14 protein-coding genes are annotated in these 15,096 nt (G+C 70.9%); 7 read left to right on the top strand and 7 right to left on the bottom strand.

What is annotated here, in order from left to right; translation table 11 throughout:
- Positions 1 to 4: 4 nt before the first annotated feature.
- The 3 genes from ABZ906_RS06225 to ABZ906_RS06215 form a co-directional block, all read right to left on the bottom strand.
- On the bottom strand, positions 5 to 2,140 hold the full coding sequence (locus ABZ906_RS06225) for an EAL domain-containing protein (protein WP_361200701.1): 2,136 nt from the start codon (positions 2,138 to 2,140) through the stop codon (positions 5 to 7).
- Entirely contained in the window at positions 2,137 to 2,949 is an 813-nt protein-coding gene (locus ABZ906_RS06220; RefSeq protein ID WP_361377944.1) for an SAM-dependent methyltransferase, read from the bottom strand. The genes ABZ906_RS06225 and ABZ906_RS06220 overlap by 4 nt, the downstream gene beginning before the upstream one ends.
- Before the next feature lie 248 nt (positions 2,950 to 3,197).
- Positions 3,198 to 4,196, bottom strand: coding sequence for an SCO0930 family lipoprotein (locus tag ABZ906_RS06215; RefSeq protein WP_361200698.1), 999 nt, complete (start codon positions 4,194 to 4,196; stop codon positions 3,198 to 3,200).
- Positions 4,197 to 4,820: 624 nt separating this feature from the next.
- On the opposite strand from ABZ906_RS06215, the gene ABZ906_RS06210 reads away from it, so the two are divergent.
- Complete coding sequence (locus ABZ906_RS06210) at positions 4,821 to 4,949, top strand: hypothetical protein (RefSeq protein ID WP_361200696.1); 129 nt, start codon at positions 4,821 to 4,823, stop codon at positions 4,947 to 4,949.
- A 14-nt stretch (positions 4,950 to 4,963) separates the two neighbouring features.
- Entirely contained in the window at positions 4,964 to 5,728 is a 765-nt protein-coding gene (locus ABZ906_RS06205) for a hypothetical protein (RefSeq protein ID WP_361200694.1), read from the top strand.
- Positions 5,729 to 5,797: 69 nt separating this feature from the next.
- Here ABZ906_RS06205 and ABZ906_RS06200 read toward each other — a convergent pair whose 3' ends face one another.
- Positions 5,798 to 6,439 carry an HAD family hydrolase gene (locus ABZ906_RS06200; protein ID WP_361377941.1) on the bottom strand — a complete coding sequence of 214 codons (642 nt, stop codon included), beginning with the start codon at positions 6,437 to 6,439 and terminating at the stop codon, positions 5,798 to 5,800.
- 112 nt (positions 6,440 to 6,551) lie between these two features.
- On the opposite strand from ABZ906_RS06200, the gene ABZ906_RS06195 reads away from it, so the two are divergent.
- The 3 genes from ABZ906_RS06195 to ABZ906_RS06185 all read left to right on the top strand — a co-directional run bounded on the left by ABZ906_RS06195 (position 6,552) and on the right by ABZ906_RS06185 (position 8,514).
- The gene (locus ABZ906_RS06195; protein ID WP_361377938.1) at positions 6,552 to 7,298 is read left to right on the top strand and encodes a nucleotidyltransferase domain-containing protein; all 747 of its coding nucleotides are present in this window, start codon (positions 6,552 to 6,554) and stop codon (positions 7,296 to 7,298) included.
- 41 nt (positions 7,299 to 7,339) lie between these two features.
- A complete protein-coding gene (locus ABZ906_RS06190) occupies positions 7,340 to 7,558 on the top strand; it encodes a hypothetical protein (protein ID WP_361377935.1) in 219 nt (72 codons plus the stop codon).
- A gap of 401 nt (positions 7,559 to 7,959) precedes the next feature.
- A complete protein-coding gene (locus tag ABZ906_RS06185) occupies positions 7,960 to 8,514 on the top strand; it encodes a hypothetical protein (protein WP_361200686.1) in 555 nt (184 codons plus the stop codon).
- A gap of 138 nt (positions 8,515 to 8,652) precedes the next feature.
- Here the strand turns inward: ABZ906_RS06185 and ABZ906_RS06180 are convergent, their stop codons facing one another.
- The gene (locus tag ABZ906_RS06180) at positions 8,653 to 9,156 is read right to left on the bottom strand and encodes a hypothetical protein (protein WP_361200745.1); all 504 of its coding nucleotides are present in this window, start codon (positions 9,154 to 9,156) and stop codon (positions 8,653 to 8,655) included.
- Between the two features lie 350 nt (positions 9,157 to 9,506).
- Between ABZ906_RS06180 and ABZ906_RS06175 the strand changes: the two genes are divergently transcribed.
- Positions 9,507 to 10,163 carry a class F sortase gene (locus ABZ906_RS06175; RefSeq protein WP_361200684.1) on the top strand — a complete coding sequence of 219 codons (657 nt, stop codon included), beginning with the start codon at positions 9,507 to 9,509 and terminating at the stop codon, positions 10,161 to 10,163.
- 104 nt (positions 10,164 to 10,267) lie between these two features.
- Here ABZ906_RS06175 and ABZ906_RS06170 read toward each other — a convergent pair whose 3' ends face one another.
- Both ABZ906_RS06170 and lysX read right to left on the bottom strand, forming a co-directional pair.
- Positions 10,268 to 11,113: a polysaccharide deacetylase family protein gene (locus tag ABZ906_RS06170; protein WP_361200682.1), complete on the bottom strand. Its 846-nt coding sequence runs from the start codon at positions 11,111 to 11,113 to the stop codon at positions 10,268 to 10,270.
- A gap of 119 nt (positions 11,114 to 11,232) precedes the next feature.
- Complete coding sequence (gene lysX / locus ABZ906_RS06165; RefSeq protein ID WP_361377932.1) at positions 11,233 to 14,535, bottom strand: bifunctional lysylphosphatidylglycerol synthetase/lysine--tRNA ligase LysX; 3,303 nt, start codon at positions 14,533 to 14,535, stop codon at positions 11,233 to 11,235.
- 98 nt (positions 14,536 to 14,633) lie between these two features.
- Here lysX and ABZ906_RS06160 point away from each other — a divergent pair, with 98 nt between their 5' ends.
- Positions 14,634 to 15,095, top strand: coding sequence for a universal stress protein (locus tag ABZ906_RS06160; protein WP_361200678.1), 462 nt, complete (start codon positions 14,634 to 14,636; stop codon positions 15,093 to 15,095).
- The last annotated feature ends 1 nt before the right edge of the window (position 15,096 follow it).

The following is a 15,096-nucleotide window of genomic DNA, read 5'->3' as shown; positions in this document are numbered from 1 at the left end:
CTCCTCAGCTCGTCGCGTCGGCGAGCGCCAGCTCGTGCAGCTGGTCCGGCGGGCCGGGACGTGCGTAGTACCAGCCCTGCGCCGTGTCGCAGCCCAACTCTCGCAGCTGATCCGCCTGGTGGCCCGTCTCGACACCCTCGACCGTGACCGCGAGGTCCAGGCTGTGGGCGAGCGAGACGATCCCCTCGACGATCTTCAGGTCGACGGGGTCGGCGGGGAAGTGCTGCATGCCCTGCGTGAAGGAGCGGTCGAGCTTGAGGATGCTCACCGGCAGGCGGCGCAGATTGGCGAGGTTGGAGTAGCCCGTGCCGAAGTCGTCGAGCGCGATGTCCACGCCCATCTCGGCGAGCCGCCGCAGCGGCTTGAGCAGGTCGTCGTCGGCGCCGATCAGCGCGGACTCGGTGACTTCCAGGCACAGGGCGCCCGGTTCGAGCCCGGAGCGCTCCAGGATCTCCACCGTGTCCGACACCAGGTTGGGGTGGGTCAGCTGCATGGGCGAGAGGTTCACGTTCACGCGCAGCGGCCCGGCGTCCTTGTGCCGCGCCTCCCACGTGCGGGCCTGGCGAACCGATTCCTCAAGGACCCAGCGGCCGAGCGGAACGATCAGACCGGTGTGCTCGGCGAGCGGAATGAACCGGTCCGGGCCGATGATGCCGTGCTGCGGATGCAGCCACCGCACCAGCGCCTCGGCGCCGCGCACGCTGCCGTCCCCGAGGTGCACGAGGGGCTGGTACTCGATGAAGAACTCGCCGCGTTCCAGAGCGGCGGGCAGCGCGGTGGTCAGACCGTGCCGGGTGATGGCGCGGGCGTCCGCCTCGGGGTCGGCGAGCTCGAAGCGGTTGCCGCCCGCGGACTTCGCGCGGTACATCGTGATGTCGGCGCTGCGCAGGACCTCCGCCGCGCCGCGCTCCCCGGCCGGGCCCTCGACGATGCCGATGCTGCCGCGCACGGTCAGTTCGCGGCCCTCGACACGGATGGGCGTGGAGAGCGCGTGCATGATGCGTCCGGCGAGGTCGTCCACCTCGACCTCGCTGTCACGGCCGGTGGTCAGCGCCACGAACTCGTCGCCGCCGAGCCGCGCGACCATCTCGCCGGGCGCCGTGGCGCAGGACTGGAGCCGGTCGGCGACCTCGACGAGGAGCCGGTCGCCCGCCGCGTGGCCGAGGCTGTCGTTGACGGTCTTGAAGCCGTCGAGGTCGAGGTAGCAGAGTCCGAACCGTGCGCCGTCGCCCGCCGCGAGCGCCTTCTCCAGGCGTTCGAAGAACAGGGTGCGGTTCGGCAGGCCGGTCAGCGCGTCGTGCGTGGCCTCGTAGCGAAGGCGCAGATTGAGCAGGCGGCGCTCGGTGGTGTCCTCCATCAGCGCCAGCTGGTACTGCGGCACTCCGTCCGCGTCACGCAGCAGCGAGACGGTCAGATTGGTCCACAGGACGGTGCCGTCGGGCCGGTAGAAGGCCTTCTCCACGCGGTAGTGCTCGCGCTCCCCGCGCACCAGCTCTTCGTAGAGCTTCCATACGTGGGGGGAGTCGTCGGGGTGCGTCCACTCCGCGACGTTGCGGCCGCGCACCTGGTTCTCCAGGCCGCCGAACATGCGGATCAGCGCGTCGTTGACCTCCAGGACCGTGCCCGTGAGGTCGGCGATGCCGATGCCGATCGCCGCGCCGTGGAAGACGGCACGGAAGCGTGCCTCGCTCGCGTGCAGGGCTTCGGCGACGGCGCTGCGGGCGCTGAGGGCCGCCCCCGATATCGCCTCCTGCTCGGCGAGGGTCCGCTCCCGCAGGGCGCCGGCGAAGCCCGCGGCCAGGGCGTGCTGCAGCCGCGCGGACCGGGCCCGCAGCTCTTCACGCGGGCCGTCGTCGCCGCAGTAGAGGACGAGATAGGCGTCCACGCAGTCGAGGGTGCGGCTCAGCGCCTCGGGGTCGGTGCAGTGGGTGCCGACGAGCGCCGCGCCGATCGCCTGGCCCTCGGCGGCCTCGAAGACCCGCTCGTGCAGGGCGGTGCGCAATCTGCGGGCCAGCGGCACCAGTTGCTGCTCGAACTCGGGACGGGTCAGCGAGGTCGCCGTGACCGGGAAGATGGCGCGGCTCCATATGGTGGCAAACCTGCGCACTCTGCCCTCGGGCCCGTCCGGTTCCCCGCTCATGCCCTGCGCCCCACGCCGGCGAACCCGGAGAAGGCATACGGATCCTCCTCCTCGGGCGCGGTCTCGGGCCGCCAGCGCGGCATCGGCACGAGGCCGGGTTCCACCATGTCGTATCCCTCGAAGAACCGCGCGATCTCGTCGCGCGAGCGCATGATCAGTGGATTGCGGATGTCCTTGTATACGCCGACGACCTGACCGGCCTGCTCGGCGGGGATCTGCATCCCTTCGTACGAAGCGTGCGTGAGGACGATCGCGCTGCCGGGCGCGGTTGCGTCCCGCAGTTCGGCGACCGCTGTGTAGGGATCGTACGCGTCCTCCACGAAATGCAGGACGGCGACGAGGAGAACGGCTACCGGACGGCCCAGGTCGAGGAGTCCGTTGACCTCCGAACTGCCCAGAATGTCCAGTGGTTTGCGCAGATCCCCGGCGACGGCGATCGCCTTCTCGTTGCCGTCGAGCACCGCACGGCCGTGCGCGACGGCCACCGCGTCGTGGTCGACGTAGACCACCCGGGCATCGGGGTTCGCCTGCTGCGCGATCTCGTGCACATTGCCGAAGGTGGGAATGCCCGAACCGATGTCGAGAAACTGATCGATGCCCTGGTCCACGGCGAAACGCACTGCTCGGCGCATGAAGGCACGATTCGCCTGCATGATCTTGGGCAACCCCGGCATGACCTCCATGGCCCGGCGGGCAGCGTCCCGGTCGACCTCGAAATTGTGCGAACCGCCCAGGTAGTAGTCGTAGATGCGGGACACGCTGGGCATCGTGATGTCGATGCCCTGCGGGGCCCAGGCGGGACGCTCCATCAGGACTCCAAGTCGTAGGCGAGGCGAGGCGAGCCGGTGTTCGAAGTGAGGCTACTGATCGTCCGCCAAGGGAGCGAGTCAAAACGGAAATTGACCGTCCGTTCTCGGTCACTGCCTGTGGCAAGTGCCGAATTTCCACCCAAAAAACCGGTCCGTTCCTTCCCCGGGAGGGGGAAAAGGAACGGACCGGTCGACCGAACGCGAGGTACTGAGCTACTTCTGACGGGACCCCCTTTCCGGACGGACTTCTACTTCGGCGCGCCGACAGGCTTTCCGTCAGGGCCCGCGGCGTACCAAGTGCCGCCTACACCCTGTCCATTGGTGTCACCGGGCTTCTTGTCACCGGAGAACGTGTACATCGGCCAGCAGTCGATCGTCTGCTGCTGTTGTCCGTCGGGGCGGTCGAAGACGACGAAGCCCTTCTTGAGGATGCCCTTGGTGTCGTTCTTCGCGACCGGCGGGACGACCGGCCACTTCTCGAGGCAGGCGCCGGTGCACGCGGACTTCATCGGCCAGGCGGAGTCCTTCGTGAAGCGGTAGACGGTCATGCCGTTCTTGTCGACGACGATCTCCCCGAGCTTGGGGTCCTTGCGGGTCGAGAGCCCTGCCGGGTCGACGGGAGCCGTGTCGGCGGGGGGTTCGGCCGCGTCGGCGGCGGGAGCGGCCTTCTTGCCGTCGGGGGCCGCCGCATACCAAGTGCCGCCCACGCCCTGGCCCTTGGCGTCACCGGCCTTGGTGTCCTTGGCGTAGCGGTACATCGGCCAGCCGTCGATGGTCAGCTGCTTGCTGCCGTCGCTGCGGGTGACCTCGCCGAGCAGGGACTTGTCCACGCCGGGCGGGGCGGCCGCGCCCTCGGGCGACGCGACGGGCCAGGTGGTGGCGCAGGCGCCGTCACAGTTCGACTTGGGGGGCTCGGCGGTGTCCTTGTCGAAGCGGTAGAGCGTGCGACCCTCGCTGTCGGTGACGACCTTGCCGAGCTTCTTGCTGTCCCAGACGGCCAGCTGACCCGCGGCCTTCGCCTTGCCCGCGCCCTCTTTCGCGTCGCCCGCGCCGGCCCCGTATCCGTCGCTGCCCGCCCCGTACCCGTCGCTCTTGGCAGGGGCCTGGTTGCCCACGTTCTGTCCGTTCGGCGACTGGTCCCCCTGCTCCTGACCGCAAGCCGTCGTCAGCGCCAGCATCGCCGCAGCTGTCGCTACGAGCGAGGCGCTCCGCCAGGCCCGGGGGGAACCCCCTGATAGATGCAGCATTTCCGACTCCCGCTGTCCCTTGGGTACCGCGCCGCTGAGTGCGTCACGCATGGCCCTAGGTACGGGTGCCGACGGCTGATGCGTTCAACGGGCTTTCAAGATTCTTTTGTTCGTCAAGCTCGCACCCGCCTCCTCCTCCCTTCGGGTTGCAGGAGGGCCGCGGCGGCGTGCCGACGCGACATGCTGCCCATGATCTTTGACGTGCTTGGATCCATGAAGGTCTTATCGGGCCTGGTCACACGCTTAGTTGCGCTTCTGGTGCTGGCCTGGCTGCTCGGCTCGCCGGCGGCGGCCGCGGCGCCGGATATCGCGCCCGCCGACAACTGCGCCTATGCCTCGATCGGCGACGCTCCCGGCGGTGACTCGGTGGCGGTCGCGGGCGACGGAGCGGACTGCAGGGCGGGTCCCACACACCGCCCCAAGCCTCCGCCACCCCCTCCCCCGCCGCCGCCACCCGCTCCGGCTCCGCCGCCACGGCCCGAGCCACCGGCGCCCGAGCCCCCTCCCCCGCCACCACCGCCGCCGCCCGCGCGCCCGGCCCCTGCCGAGCCCACGCCACCGCCGCCTCCGCCACCCAGCCCGAAGCCGACCCCCACCGTCGCTCCCAAGCCCTCGCCGAAACCGGTGAGTTACCCCTCGTACCACCCCGCTCCGCGCAAGGCGCCGCCCCGCGGCGGCCCGTCCCTGGTCTCGCTCACCCTGCTCGTCACCGCACCCGCGGTGCTCGCCGTCGCCGCGCTGCGGCCTCGCTGACCGTAGGAGGTCTCATGTCGGAATGGCTTGTTCTCACCCTCGCGATGGCGGCCGCATGCGGCGTCGTCCTGATCGTCACCTTCCTGCGGCACCGCAGGACGAGCCCGGATTACGACGCCTCGGAGACCCCGGACGTCATCGAGTACATGACCATGATGATCGGCGTCGTGTACGCCATCGTCCTTGGTCTGGCCATCGCGGGCGTCTGGGAGGCCCGCAGCGTCGCCGAGGACCATGTGCACGCGGAAGCCCAGGCGTTGCACGAGGTCTCCGAACGTTCGCGGGTCTATCCGACCGAGATCCGAGAACGCATTCGCACGGATGTACACGCTTATGTCAGCCATGTCGTCAGCACCGAGTGGGACTCCATGGCCGATCGCGGCGAACTCACCGACCGCGGCGACCAACTCCTGACCCGGGTACGCCACGACGTCACCGACTACCAGCCCAAGTCCGACTTCGAGGCGCAGGCCTATCAGCCGCTCGTCGACGCGGTCGCGGCCGCGTCCGACGCCCGCCAGTCCCGTGGCGACAGCGCGGGCGCCACCATGCCCGGCGTCGTCTGGTTCGGCCTGATCGCGGGCGGCCTGGTCACCATCGGCATGATCTTCACCCTGCAGATCCGCCGCACACCGCGCGAACTCATCCTCGCGGGGCTGTTCTCGGCCTTGATCGCCTTCCTGCTCTTCCTCATCTGGGACTTCGACGCTCCCTACAGCAGAGGCGTCGCGGCCACTCCGGAACCGTTCCAGGCACTCTTCGGCAACCTCGGCGGATGAGGGAAAAGGGCTGCCGATCCGTCAATTCAACGGTCCGGCAGTCCTTCTGACGCTCATTCAACGATGACTTCACTCAGCGATGATCGAGGCGACCTGGGTGAGGGAGTCGATCCGCCAGTCCGCGGCCTCGACCACGGTCGGATCGTCGGCCCACCAGTGGCCCCAGGGGCCGCGCCGGATGTGCGCCGCTCTCAGCCCCGCCGCCTTCGCCGGGAAGATGTCGTTCGCGGGATGGTCGCCGACGTACAGCGTCCGCTCCGGCGGGGCCTGGGCCGCCTCGATCACCCTCGCGAAGAAGGACGGGTCCGGCTTCGCCACGCCCCACTCCGCCGAGGTGACGACGAGATCGGCGGGCACCTCAAGGCCACGCAGCAGCTCGCCCACCCGAGCCGTCTGGTTTCCCGCGATGACCACGCGCAGCCCCTGTCTGCGCAACCCCCCGAGGGCGGGACGCACATCGGGGTACAGGTCGGTCTCGGCGAGGTGCTCGCCGCGCCCCGCGGCCTCGCGGGCGTGATGGGCGGCGGCGACGTCTATGTCCGGGCTCAGCAGCCGCAGCGCTTCGGTGTTGTCGCGGCCCCGCGTGACGACACCCCCCACGAGCGCGGAGACGGTGTGGCGGGGCACGCCGAGCCAATCGGCCCAGGATGCCCAGTAGCGGTCATCTTTGGTGAGGGTCTCCCCCACGGCGAACACGACGGTCTCAATCATCGAGGTCAGACTATGGGGCCGACAGGCTCCACAGGCCGCCTGACCCGCACTTTTCCGGCTCGGGCAGATGTACGCCGGACGCTGCCGGCGGGCGCTGCGGCACAGTGGAGCCATGGAGATCGAGGAACCCGTGCGGGTCGCAAGGGAGTTGGTCGACGCGTGGTATCCCGACGCGGTGGCGGCGATTCTCGGCGGGAGCTCGGTGACCGCACGGCGCACGTCGCACTCCGACCTGGATGTCGTGGTGGTGCTCGCCGGCGAGCGAGAGCCGTCCAGGACCAGCCTGCGGTTCGGTGCGTGGCCGGTCGAACTGTTCGTGCACACCGAGGCCAGCTGGCGATGGTTCGTGCGGAGGGAGATTCCGCGGCGGCGGTCGTCGATGCTCTCGATGTGCGCCGAGGGGGTCGTGATCCTGGACCGGGACGGAACCGGCGCCCGGCTACGGGACGCGGCCCGGGAGTCGACGGCGGCCGGGCCGCCCGAGGCGACACCGGAGGAACTGGAGGATCTGCGCTACGGACTCACCGACCTGCTCGACGATCTCGCCGGATGCGCCCACGCAGGGGAACGGCTGTTCATCGTCACCGAGTTGGCCCGCCGGAGCTGCGAGTTGGTCCTGCTGCGTACGGGGTCGTGGCAGGGCGGCGGGAAGTGGCTCGCGCGGCGCGTGGACGAGGTGCGGCCGGGGTTCTCCGCCGAGCTCGACGGCGTGGTGCGGGAGGCGCTGGAGGGCAGACCCGCACGCCTCGTCGCGCTGGTGGACGAGGTGCTCGCGCCGTCCGGCGGGCGCAGGTGGGAGGGGTACCGGCGCAGCGGATACCCCGGTTCGCCCGCCCCTGGTTCGCACACAGGTCCGTAAACCGTGCTGCGCGGCGGCTCCGCGCGGCGCACTCTGGTGGCATGACCTGGCAGACACCCATCATCGTCCACCCGCCCGCTCCCGACGGCGGACGGCGGGTGACCGTGCGCGGGCAGCACGTCGGCGTCGCACGCGACGACCGCGACCTGGTGGAGTTCCTGCGCCGCGCGGGCCTGAGCGAGGCCGACATAGCTCTCGACGACCCCCACCTCGTGGAGTGGCGCGGCAGTGGGGCACATGTGTGGGCAACGGGCGCGTGAGGCTCCCCTCGGGAGGCGCGTGAGACTCCCCCTCGGGGGCACGTCGTCCTCTATGGACCGACCGGCGACGGCCACGAGTTGAGCACGCCCGGCACGACCGACGAACCGGCGGCCGCACGGCCCCGGTGCGGGAAGCGGCCGCGCAGGGGGGACGCGGGGGTTGCATCGGGCAGGTCGCGGGGCCGCGGGGCCCGCCGCTAGCACGTACCGGCCCTGGACTCGCCTACCGGCGCCCCGACACCCCGTCCTGTTCCCCCGTGCGGCCCACACCGTTGCCCCGTTCGCGCGACTGCGATCGCGGGTGCGCGGGCTGCTGCTTAGCGTTTCCGGCATCGAGGTGCATATCTGGTGAAAGCGGAAGAAGGTCCGCGGCTGCTCCTCGGGGACCCGGAGGAAACATCATGCGCGCGATATCCGTCGCGTCGGCCACGCTTCTCGCCGCCACGGCCCTGACCCTCACGGCCACCACCGCTTCCGCGGCCGTCGCGGACGACACCGACACGAACAACAACATCACCTCGTTCGGCTTCCGCGTCACCCCGTCCACGATCGCCGCCGGGGGCCAGGTCCAGCTCAGCGTGGACGGCTGCGAAGGCGACACCAAGGTCACGTCCGGTGTCTTCGACGACGCCCACATCCCCCAAGGCCAGCAGTCCGTCTCCACGACGGTCTTCCCCGACGCCAAGCCCGGCGCGATGTACGAGGTGACCTTCGACTGCAAGGGCGAGACGGGGACCACGGACCTCACCATCGCCACGGGCCGTCCGACCTCGCACCCCACGCATCACCCCACCTCGCACCCGACCGGCGCCCACCGAGGGGTCAAGGCCGGCGTCGGCGGCAGTCTCGGCGGCTTCGACCTGCACGAGATCGCCCTGGGCGGCGCTTTGATCGTGGGCACGCTCGGCACGGCGTACTACTGGACGCGCCGCCGCACCGGAGACGGCAAGTCCTGACGCACCGCCCTGACCGGCGCGGAAGGGGGACGCGCCGGTCAGGAAGGCGGAACGGTGCACACCCGGCGTGCGAGTGACGGGCGTGCGGGTCGGTCACGGGCCCGGCAACGGACGTACGGACGTACGGGTAGGCGGGTGTCAGATGCCGCGCTGCGCGTTCTCCGAGCGGCGGCGCATCCAGAAGACCCCGCCGCCGACCACCGCGGCCGCCACGAGGACCCCGCCGATCGCCATGTCGGTGCCGGTCGCCCCGGTGTTGCTGCTGCCGCCCAGACCACCGCGGACACCACCGTGGATGACGGTGAACGCGTTGGGCTTGGTGAGGGGCGCGCTGCTGCCGCAGTGGACGGTGATGCTGTGGGCCCCCGGCGAGGCGTGGTGGTGGATCGTGGTGTTCGCGCTGGCCGTGCCGCCGCCCATGGTCTTCAGCTTCGTGTCGGGGAAGGCGTCCGACGTGACCTTGCTGCCGACGGCCTGGCAGGCCGAGCCGTCCACCGTGACGGTCAGCTGCCCCCCGCGGGGGATCACGCTCGGCATGGCGACGATGTTGGACGGATCGGCCCAGGCCGCGGCCGTCGGGGCGGCGAGGCCGACGACGGCACTCGCGGTGGCTGCGACCGCGAGGGCACGAGTGGTGCGCATACGGGTAGTACGCATGTGAATCCTCCGCGGAAGACGCCCCGGGGTAACCGTCCCCGGTCGATCGGCGAGAGCGCCTCCCAGACAGACCCTCAGATGCGCCGCACGGACCCGCATTTCGGCGCTCGGCCGTACCGGTGAGGCGACACGCCGGGGCGCGAACGCGACGGCGGATATTGCCGCAGGTCACGGACCGTCAGAAATTTCCTGCGGGCGGCGACTCGGATGGCGCATGCCCGAGATGGCCGCCACCCGTTCGCTCCCGCTCTGTCGCCCGCCGCGCGCGCCGCGCTTAGCGTTCTTGTACGCGCAACGGACGCGGTTCGAGTGCCGCGTTGAGAGGGGATCAGTAAATGCCTTCGTCCCAACCGGCCGATGAAGAGGAACAGCAGAGGAAACGGGCGCCGTGGGGCGTTCTCGCGCTCGTTCTGCTGACCGGCCTCGCGCTGATCCGCAATGGCTCGGGGGAATTCGACGTGGGTCCGCCCCAGCCGGCCTCGGCCGCGGCGGCGGACCAGGCAGCCGACGGGGCCGGCAAGGGTGTCGCGCCCCTGACGTTCTCCCCCGCCGCGCGTGTGGGGATCAAGGGCATCCAGGTGGACGCGCCCGTCATGCAGGTCGGGCTCGACGACGAGGGCTGGGTGGACGCCCCGCCGCCGGAGGACCCGAACCTCGCTGGCTGGTTCACCGGGGCCGTGTCGCCGGGCGAGAAGGGCACGTCCGTACTCGTCGGCCATGTCGACAACGAACAGGGCCCCGCCGTTTTCTACGGCCTGGGCTCGCTCAAAAAGGGAAACCGCGTCGAGGTCCAGCGCAGGGACCGCAAGACCGCGGTTTTCGAGATCTACGGCATCGAAGTCTTCGAGAAGGACAATTTCCCGGGAGAACGCGTCTACGGCGACAAGGGAACCCCGGAACTCCGCGTCATCACCTGCGGCGGTGGATTCTCCAAGAGCGCCGGATACGACGGGAACGTCGTGGTGTTCGCCCGCCTGGTGGACGTGCGCTGACGGCGAATTCGTCGGCGGAACACGGCACCGGGCGGGCGAATCGCCGTCCTGGATTTCCGGAGGGATTCAGGAGGGACTCCGGAGGGGTTCAGGCCGGATTCCGGTCAGATTCCGTGGCGGCTCGGCACGGTGATGCGGTAACCCGAATCGAGGAGTTCGGGAAGGTACGTCCGCAGCGCGTCGACGCTCTGGGAGCGGTTGCCGCCCGCGTCGTGCGAGAGCACGACGACACCGGGGGCCGCACCGGCCCGTACCCGCCGGACGATCGTGCGGGTGCCCGGCTCGGTCCAGTCCAGGGTGTCGACGGTCCAGGCGAGCGGTTCCATGCCCAGCTCGGCGCCCAGCTGGAAGGCGTTGCGGTTCCAGGCCCCGTAGGGGGCGCGGAACCAGGCGGGGGGTTCGCCCACGGCTTCCTCGACGACTTCGCAGGTGCGCTCGATCTCCACGCGCATCGCGCTTCTGCTCATCTTCGGCAGGAGCGGATGGGACCAGGTGTGGTTGCCGATCAGATGCCCGTCGTCGGCCATCTCGCGCAGCAGGTCCCGGTTGTCGGCGGCCATCTCGCCGCAGACGAAGAACATCGCGCGGACGTCGTGGCGGCGCAAGGTGTGCAGGATGCCCGGCGTGTAGCGGGGGTCGGGTCCGTCGTCGAAGGTCAGGACCATGGTGCGGTCCTTCCCGTCCATGCGCAGGATCGGCTCCTTGCGGACCCGGGGCATACGGCGCGCGGCGCGCGGCGGGCCGTTGCCCGCCATGGGCTGGAGGCGGTAGGCGGAGGGCTTGAGGGCGCGGGCGGCGGGCGGGCCGCCGGCCGCCGCGCCGCCGGAAGCCGTGGGGGCCGGTGTGCCCGGCCGTTCCGTGGCCGCACATCCGGCGGTCGCGGCCAGACCGAAGACAGCGGCGCCGCGCAGAAGTGCGCGGCGCCCTGGGGTCATCTGATCCTTTTTCATGACTAATCCGTCGCATGGCGGAAGCCCTGCGCGGATCATCAACACCACGGCACCCCGCGAAAGCACCCGATGGGACCAGCACGAAAGGGAGCAGGATCAATGGCGGCGTACGGGCGGGATCAGCGGCGGCGCACGAGCGGGAAGGGCAGCGTCTCCCGGATCGTCAGACCGGTGAGGAACATGACGAGCCGGTCGACGCCGATGCCGAGGCCGCCGGTGGGCGGCATCGCGTACTCCAGGGCGTCGAGGAAGTTCTCGTCCAGTTCCATCGCCTCCGGGTCTCCCCCGGCGGCGAGCAGCGACTGCGCGGTGAGGCGGCGGCGCTGCTCGACGGGGTCGGTCAACTCCGAGTAGGCGGTGCCCAGTTCGGTGCCGAAGGCGACCAGGTCCCAGCGCTCGGCGAGGCGCGGGTCGGCGCGGTGCTGGCGGGTCAGCGGTGAGACGTCGGTCGGGAAGTCCTTGTAGAAGGTGGGCAGCTTCGTCTTCTCCTCGACGAGCCGCTCGTACATTTCGAGCACGACGTCTCCGCGGGCGTCGTCGGGCTTGTACGGGACGTCGGCGCGGTCGCACAGCCCCTGCAGGCGTGGCAGCGCGGTGTCCGCGTCGACTTCCTCGCCCAGCGCCTCGGAGATCGCTCCGTAGACCGTCTTGACGGGCCACGGCCCGGAGATGTCGTGCTCGGTGAGGCGCCCCTCGGCGTCGGTCTTGCGGGCGACGGGTGCCCCGAAGGCGGCGGTGGCGGCGCCCTGGATGAGTTCGCGGGTGAGGTCGAGCATCACGTCGTAGTCGGCGAACGCCTGGTAGGCCTCCAGCATCGTGAACTCGGGGTTGTGCTTGTAGCTCACGCCTTCGTTGCGGAAGGTGCGGCCCATCTCGAAGACCTTTTCCATGCCGCCGACGCAGAGCCGCTTGAGATACAGCTCGGGCGCGATGCGCAGATAGAGGTCGAGGTCGTAGGCGTTGATGTGGGTGGTGAAGGGGCGGGCGTTGGCGCCGCCGTGGATCTGCTGGAGCATCGGCGTCTCGACCTCCAGGTAGCCGCGGTCGAGCAGCCCCTGCCGCAGGGCCTGTACGGCGGTGGAGCGGGCCCGGACGACGTCGCGGGCCTCCGGGCTCGCCACCAGGTCGAGGTAGCGGCGGCGGACCTTGGCCTCGGGGTCGGCGAGTCCGCGGCGTTTGTCGGGCAGCGGGCGCAGGCACTTGCCGGTGAGGTGCCAGGACGTGACGAAGACGGTGAGCTCGCCCTTGTCGCTGGTGCCGACCGTGCCGGTGGCGGTGATGTGGTCGCCGATGTCGGTGCCGGAGGCGAAGCGGTCCAGGACATCGGGGCCCGACCGGTCGCGCGTCAGGGCCAGTTGCCGGTCCCCCGACCAGTCGCGCAGGACGGCGAAGACGACCCCGCCGAAGTCGCGTACGAGCATGACGCGGCCGGCGACCGTGACCTGCTCCCCCGTCAGGGCGGGCAGCACATCGGCGAGGGTGTGGGTGCGCGGCGGGAGGCCCACGGGGTAGGGGTCGACGCCGTCGGCGCGCAGCCGGTCGAGCTTGCGGTGGCGGACGCGGACCTGGTCGGGCAGCGCGCCCAGCGGGTCGGCGTCGGCCTCGTCCCCCTGGCCCGCGAGGCTGAGGGCGGAGATCGGCGGGAGCCCCGCCGTGCTCGCGGGCTTGGTGACGCCCCTGTTCCGGTGGCCCTTGCCCCAGAGCGTGCGCAGCGAGGGCACGGAGACGAAGCCTTCGGCGATGCCCGACGCCAGGCTGATCCGGGCGAGGGCTCCGGCATCTCCGTAACAGATGAAGCGGGGATACCACTCGGGGTGGTACTTGGCGTTGGAGCGGTAGAGGGCTTCGAGCTGCCACCACTTGGAGAAGAAGAGGAGCAGCCCCCGCCACAGGCGCAGGACGGGCCCGGCGCCGATGCGGGCGCCCTCCTCGAAGACCGAGCGGAACACGGCGAAGTTCAGGGAGATGCGGCGCACCCCGGACTTGCCCGCGCCCGCGCACAGCTCGGCGACCATGAACTCCATGACGCCGTTGGGCGCGGTCGCCCGGTCCCGGCGCATCAGGTCCAGGGAGATGCCGTCCTTGCCCCAGGGGACGAGGGAGAGCAGGGCGATGAGCCTGCCGTCGGCGTCCAGGGCCTCGACGAGCAGACAGTCGCCGTCCTCGGGGTCGCCGAGGCGGTCGAGGGCCATCGAGAAGCCGCGCTCGGTCTCGGTGTCCCGCCAGGCGTCCGCCTTGTCGATGATCTCCTCCATCTCCTCGTCGGTGAGGGTGGAGTGGCGGCGGATGCGGGTGGTGGCGCCGGTGCGCCGGACGCGGTTGACCGCCTGCCGGGTGACGCGCATGTCGCGCCCGTCCAGGTCGAATTCCGCCACGTGCAGGATCGCCTCGTCGCCGAGCTGGAGCGCGCCGAGCCCGGAGCGCGCGTAGGCAGTGGCGCCCTCCTCGGAGGCGCCCATCACGGCCGGGGCCCAGGCGTACTGCCGGGCCACGTCGAGCCAGGCGCCGATCGCGTGCGGCCAGGCCTCGCGGTCGCCGACGGGATCGCCGCTGGCCAGGCAGACGCCCGCCTCGACGCGGTAGGTGACGGCGGCCTTGCCGCTGGGCGAGAAGACCACGGCCTTGTCGCGCCGGGTGGCGAAGTAGCCGAGGGAGTCCCGGGCGCCGTATGTGCCGAGGAGGGCCCGGATGCGGGGTTCCTCGTCGCCGTGCAGGGCGGCTTCCATGCGCTGGGAGCGGAAGAGGGTCGCTGCGGCGTTCAGGAGCGCGAGGGCGCCGAGCAGGCCGAGCCAGAAGTGCAGGGCGCGCGGTGGCCTGCCGTCGAAGTAGTCGCCGCCGGTGAAGAGCCCGCCGCAGACGCGGTCCGCCGCCCACAGCAGGGCCTGGCCGCGCGGCAGCGACCCCGGGAAGAGCGCGACGAGCCCCCAGCCGACCAGGATCGCCACGGCGAGGCCCGCGACGAGCACGAGGACGGCCCGCCGGACGGCGCCGCGGCGGGAGTCCGCGGAGAACTCCTTGCGCGCCAGGACGAGCAGGACGAAGGCGAGGGAGCAGACGATCAGAGAGGGCAGCGAGTCCGCGTAGAAGCCGAGGGCGATGCCGAGCACGTCGAAGGCGAGAAGGAGCCCGAGGTAGATGATGACCAGCCACCATGCGACCTTCTTGCGGGCTGCTGTCGCCGCCGAGAGAAGGAAGAGGAAGACGGCGTACGCGAGGTTCGGGCTCACCGGGACCGTGAGGAGGTCCAGGAGGCGGACCAGCGGGCGCAGCAGGTGACGCAGCGGGGCGATGATCGCGAGGACCGCGCAGAAGAGGCCCAGGATGCCGAAGAAGGCGGCGAAGCCCTCCGGCACGCGTCCCAGGAAGCGGTCTCTCGCGTGCCGCGGTGGCGCGGTGGCGGCACTCTCCACGCTGGTGCTCATGAATCGACCCTAGGAAGGGTCGGGCCGTGTCGCTCGTCGAGCCGGGGCGCCGCCCGCCCGCGACGAGGGCGGCCGGCCGCCTCCGATAGCCTCTCGGCGTGACTGAAGACCACTCCCACCAGTTCGAACGCGGTACCGACGGCCCGAAGGTGATCGTCGTCGGTGTCGACGGGTCCGCATCGTCGCTCCGGGCCGCGGCATATGCCGGTGGCCTGGCGCGGCGGCAGCACGCACTGCTCGCCGTCGTCTATGTCCAGCCGGTGATGGCCGCGGGCGCCGCGCTCGGCGCCCCGGTGGCCGACACGACCGACGAGATCGCCGAGTCACTGATCACCGAGATCAGGGACGCGGCCGAGCGGGTGAAGGACATATTCGACGTGCGCTGGGAGTTCCACACCTTCCGCGGCGACCCCTACAGCGGCCTGGTCACGGCGGCCGACGACCTCAAGGCCGACGCCGTGGTCGTCGGCGCGTCCGAGCAGGCCGGCCACCGGATCGTCGGATCGGTCGCGGTGCGCCTGGTCAAGGCGGGCCGCTGGCCCGTCACCGTGGTGCCGTAAC

The organism is Streptomyces sp. NPDC046925, from assembly GCF_040644915.1.
Classification (GTDB): domain Bacteria; phylum Actinomycetota; class Actinomycetes; order Streptomycetales; family Streptomycetaceae; genus Streptomyces.
Note: the sequence above shows the minus strand (reverse complement) of the source record. Positions and strands in the feature narration are given on the sequence as shown.

Coding starts and splice junctions, on each gene's coding strand:
- ABZ906_RS06225 (WP_361200701.1), bottom strand. CDS start 2,140: ATGAGCGGGGAACCGGACGGGCCCGAGGGCAGAGTGCGCAGGTTTGCC.
- ABZ906_RS06220 (WP_361377944.1), bottom strand. CDS start 2,949: ATGGAGCGTCCCGCCTGGGCCCCGCAGGGCATCGACATCACGATGCCC.
- ABZ906_RS06215 (WP_361200698.1), bottom strand. CDS start 4,196: ATGCTGCATCTATCAGGGGGTTCCCCCCGGGCCTGGCGGAGCGCCTCG.
- ABZ906_RS06205 (WP_361200694.1), top strand. CDS start 4,964: ATGTCGGAATGGCTTGTTCTCACCCTCGCGATGGCGGCCGCATGCGGC.
- ABZ906_RS06200 (WP_361377941.1), bottom strand. CDS start 6,439: ATGATTGAGACCGTCGTGTTCGCCGTGGGGGAGACCCTCACCAAAGAT.
- ABZ906_RS06195 (WP_361377938.1), top strand. CDS start 6,552: ATGGAGATCGAGGAACCCGTGCGGGTCGCAAGGGAGTTGGTCGACGCG.
- ABZ906_RS06190 (WP_361377935.1), top strand. CDS start 7,340: ATGACCTGGCAGACACCCATCATCGTCCACCCGCCCGCTCCCGACGGC.
- ABZ906_RS06185 (WP_361200686.1), top strand. CDS start 7,960: ATGCGCGCGATATCCGTCGCGTCGGCCACGCTTCTCGCCGCCACGGCC.
- ABZ906_RS06180 (WP_361200745.1), bottom strand. CDS start 9,156: ATGCGCACCACTCGTGCCCTCGCGGTCGCAGCCACCGCGAGTGCCGTC.
- ABZ906_RS06175 (WP_361200684.1), top strand. CDS start 9,507: ATGCCTTCGTCCCAACCGGCCGATGAAGAGGAACAGCAGAGGAAACGG.
- ABZ906_RS06170 (WP_361200682.1), bottom strand. CDS start 11,113: ATGAAAAAGGATCAGATGACCCCAGGGCGCCGCGCACTTCTGCGCGGC.
- lysX (WP_361377932.1), bottom strand. CDS start 14,535: ATGAGCACCAGCGTGGAGAGTGCCGCCACCGCGCCACCGCGGCACGCG.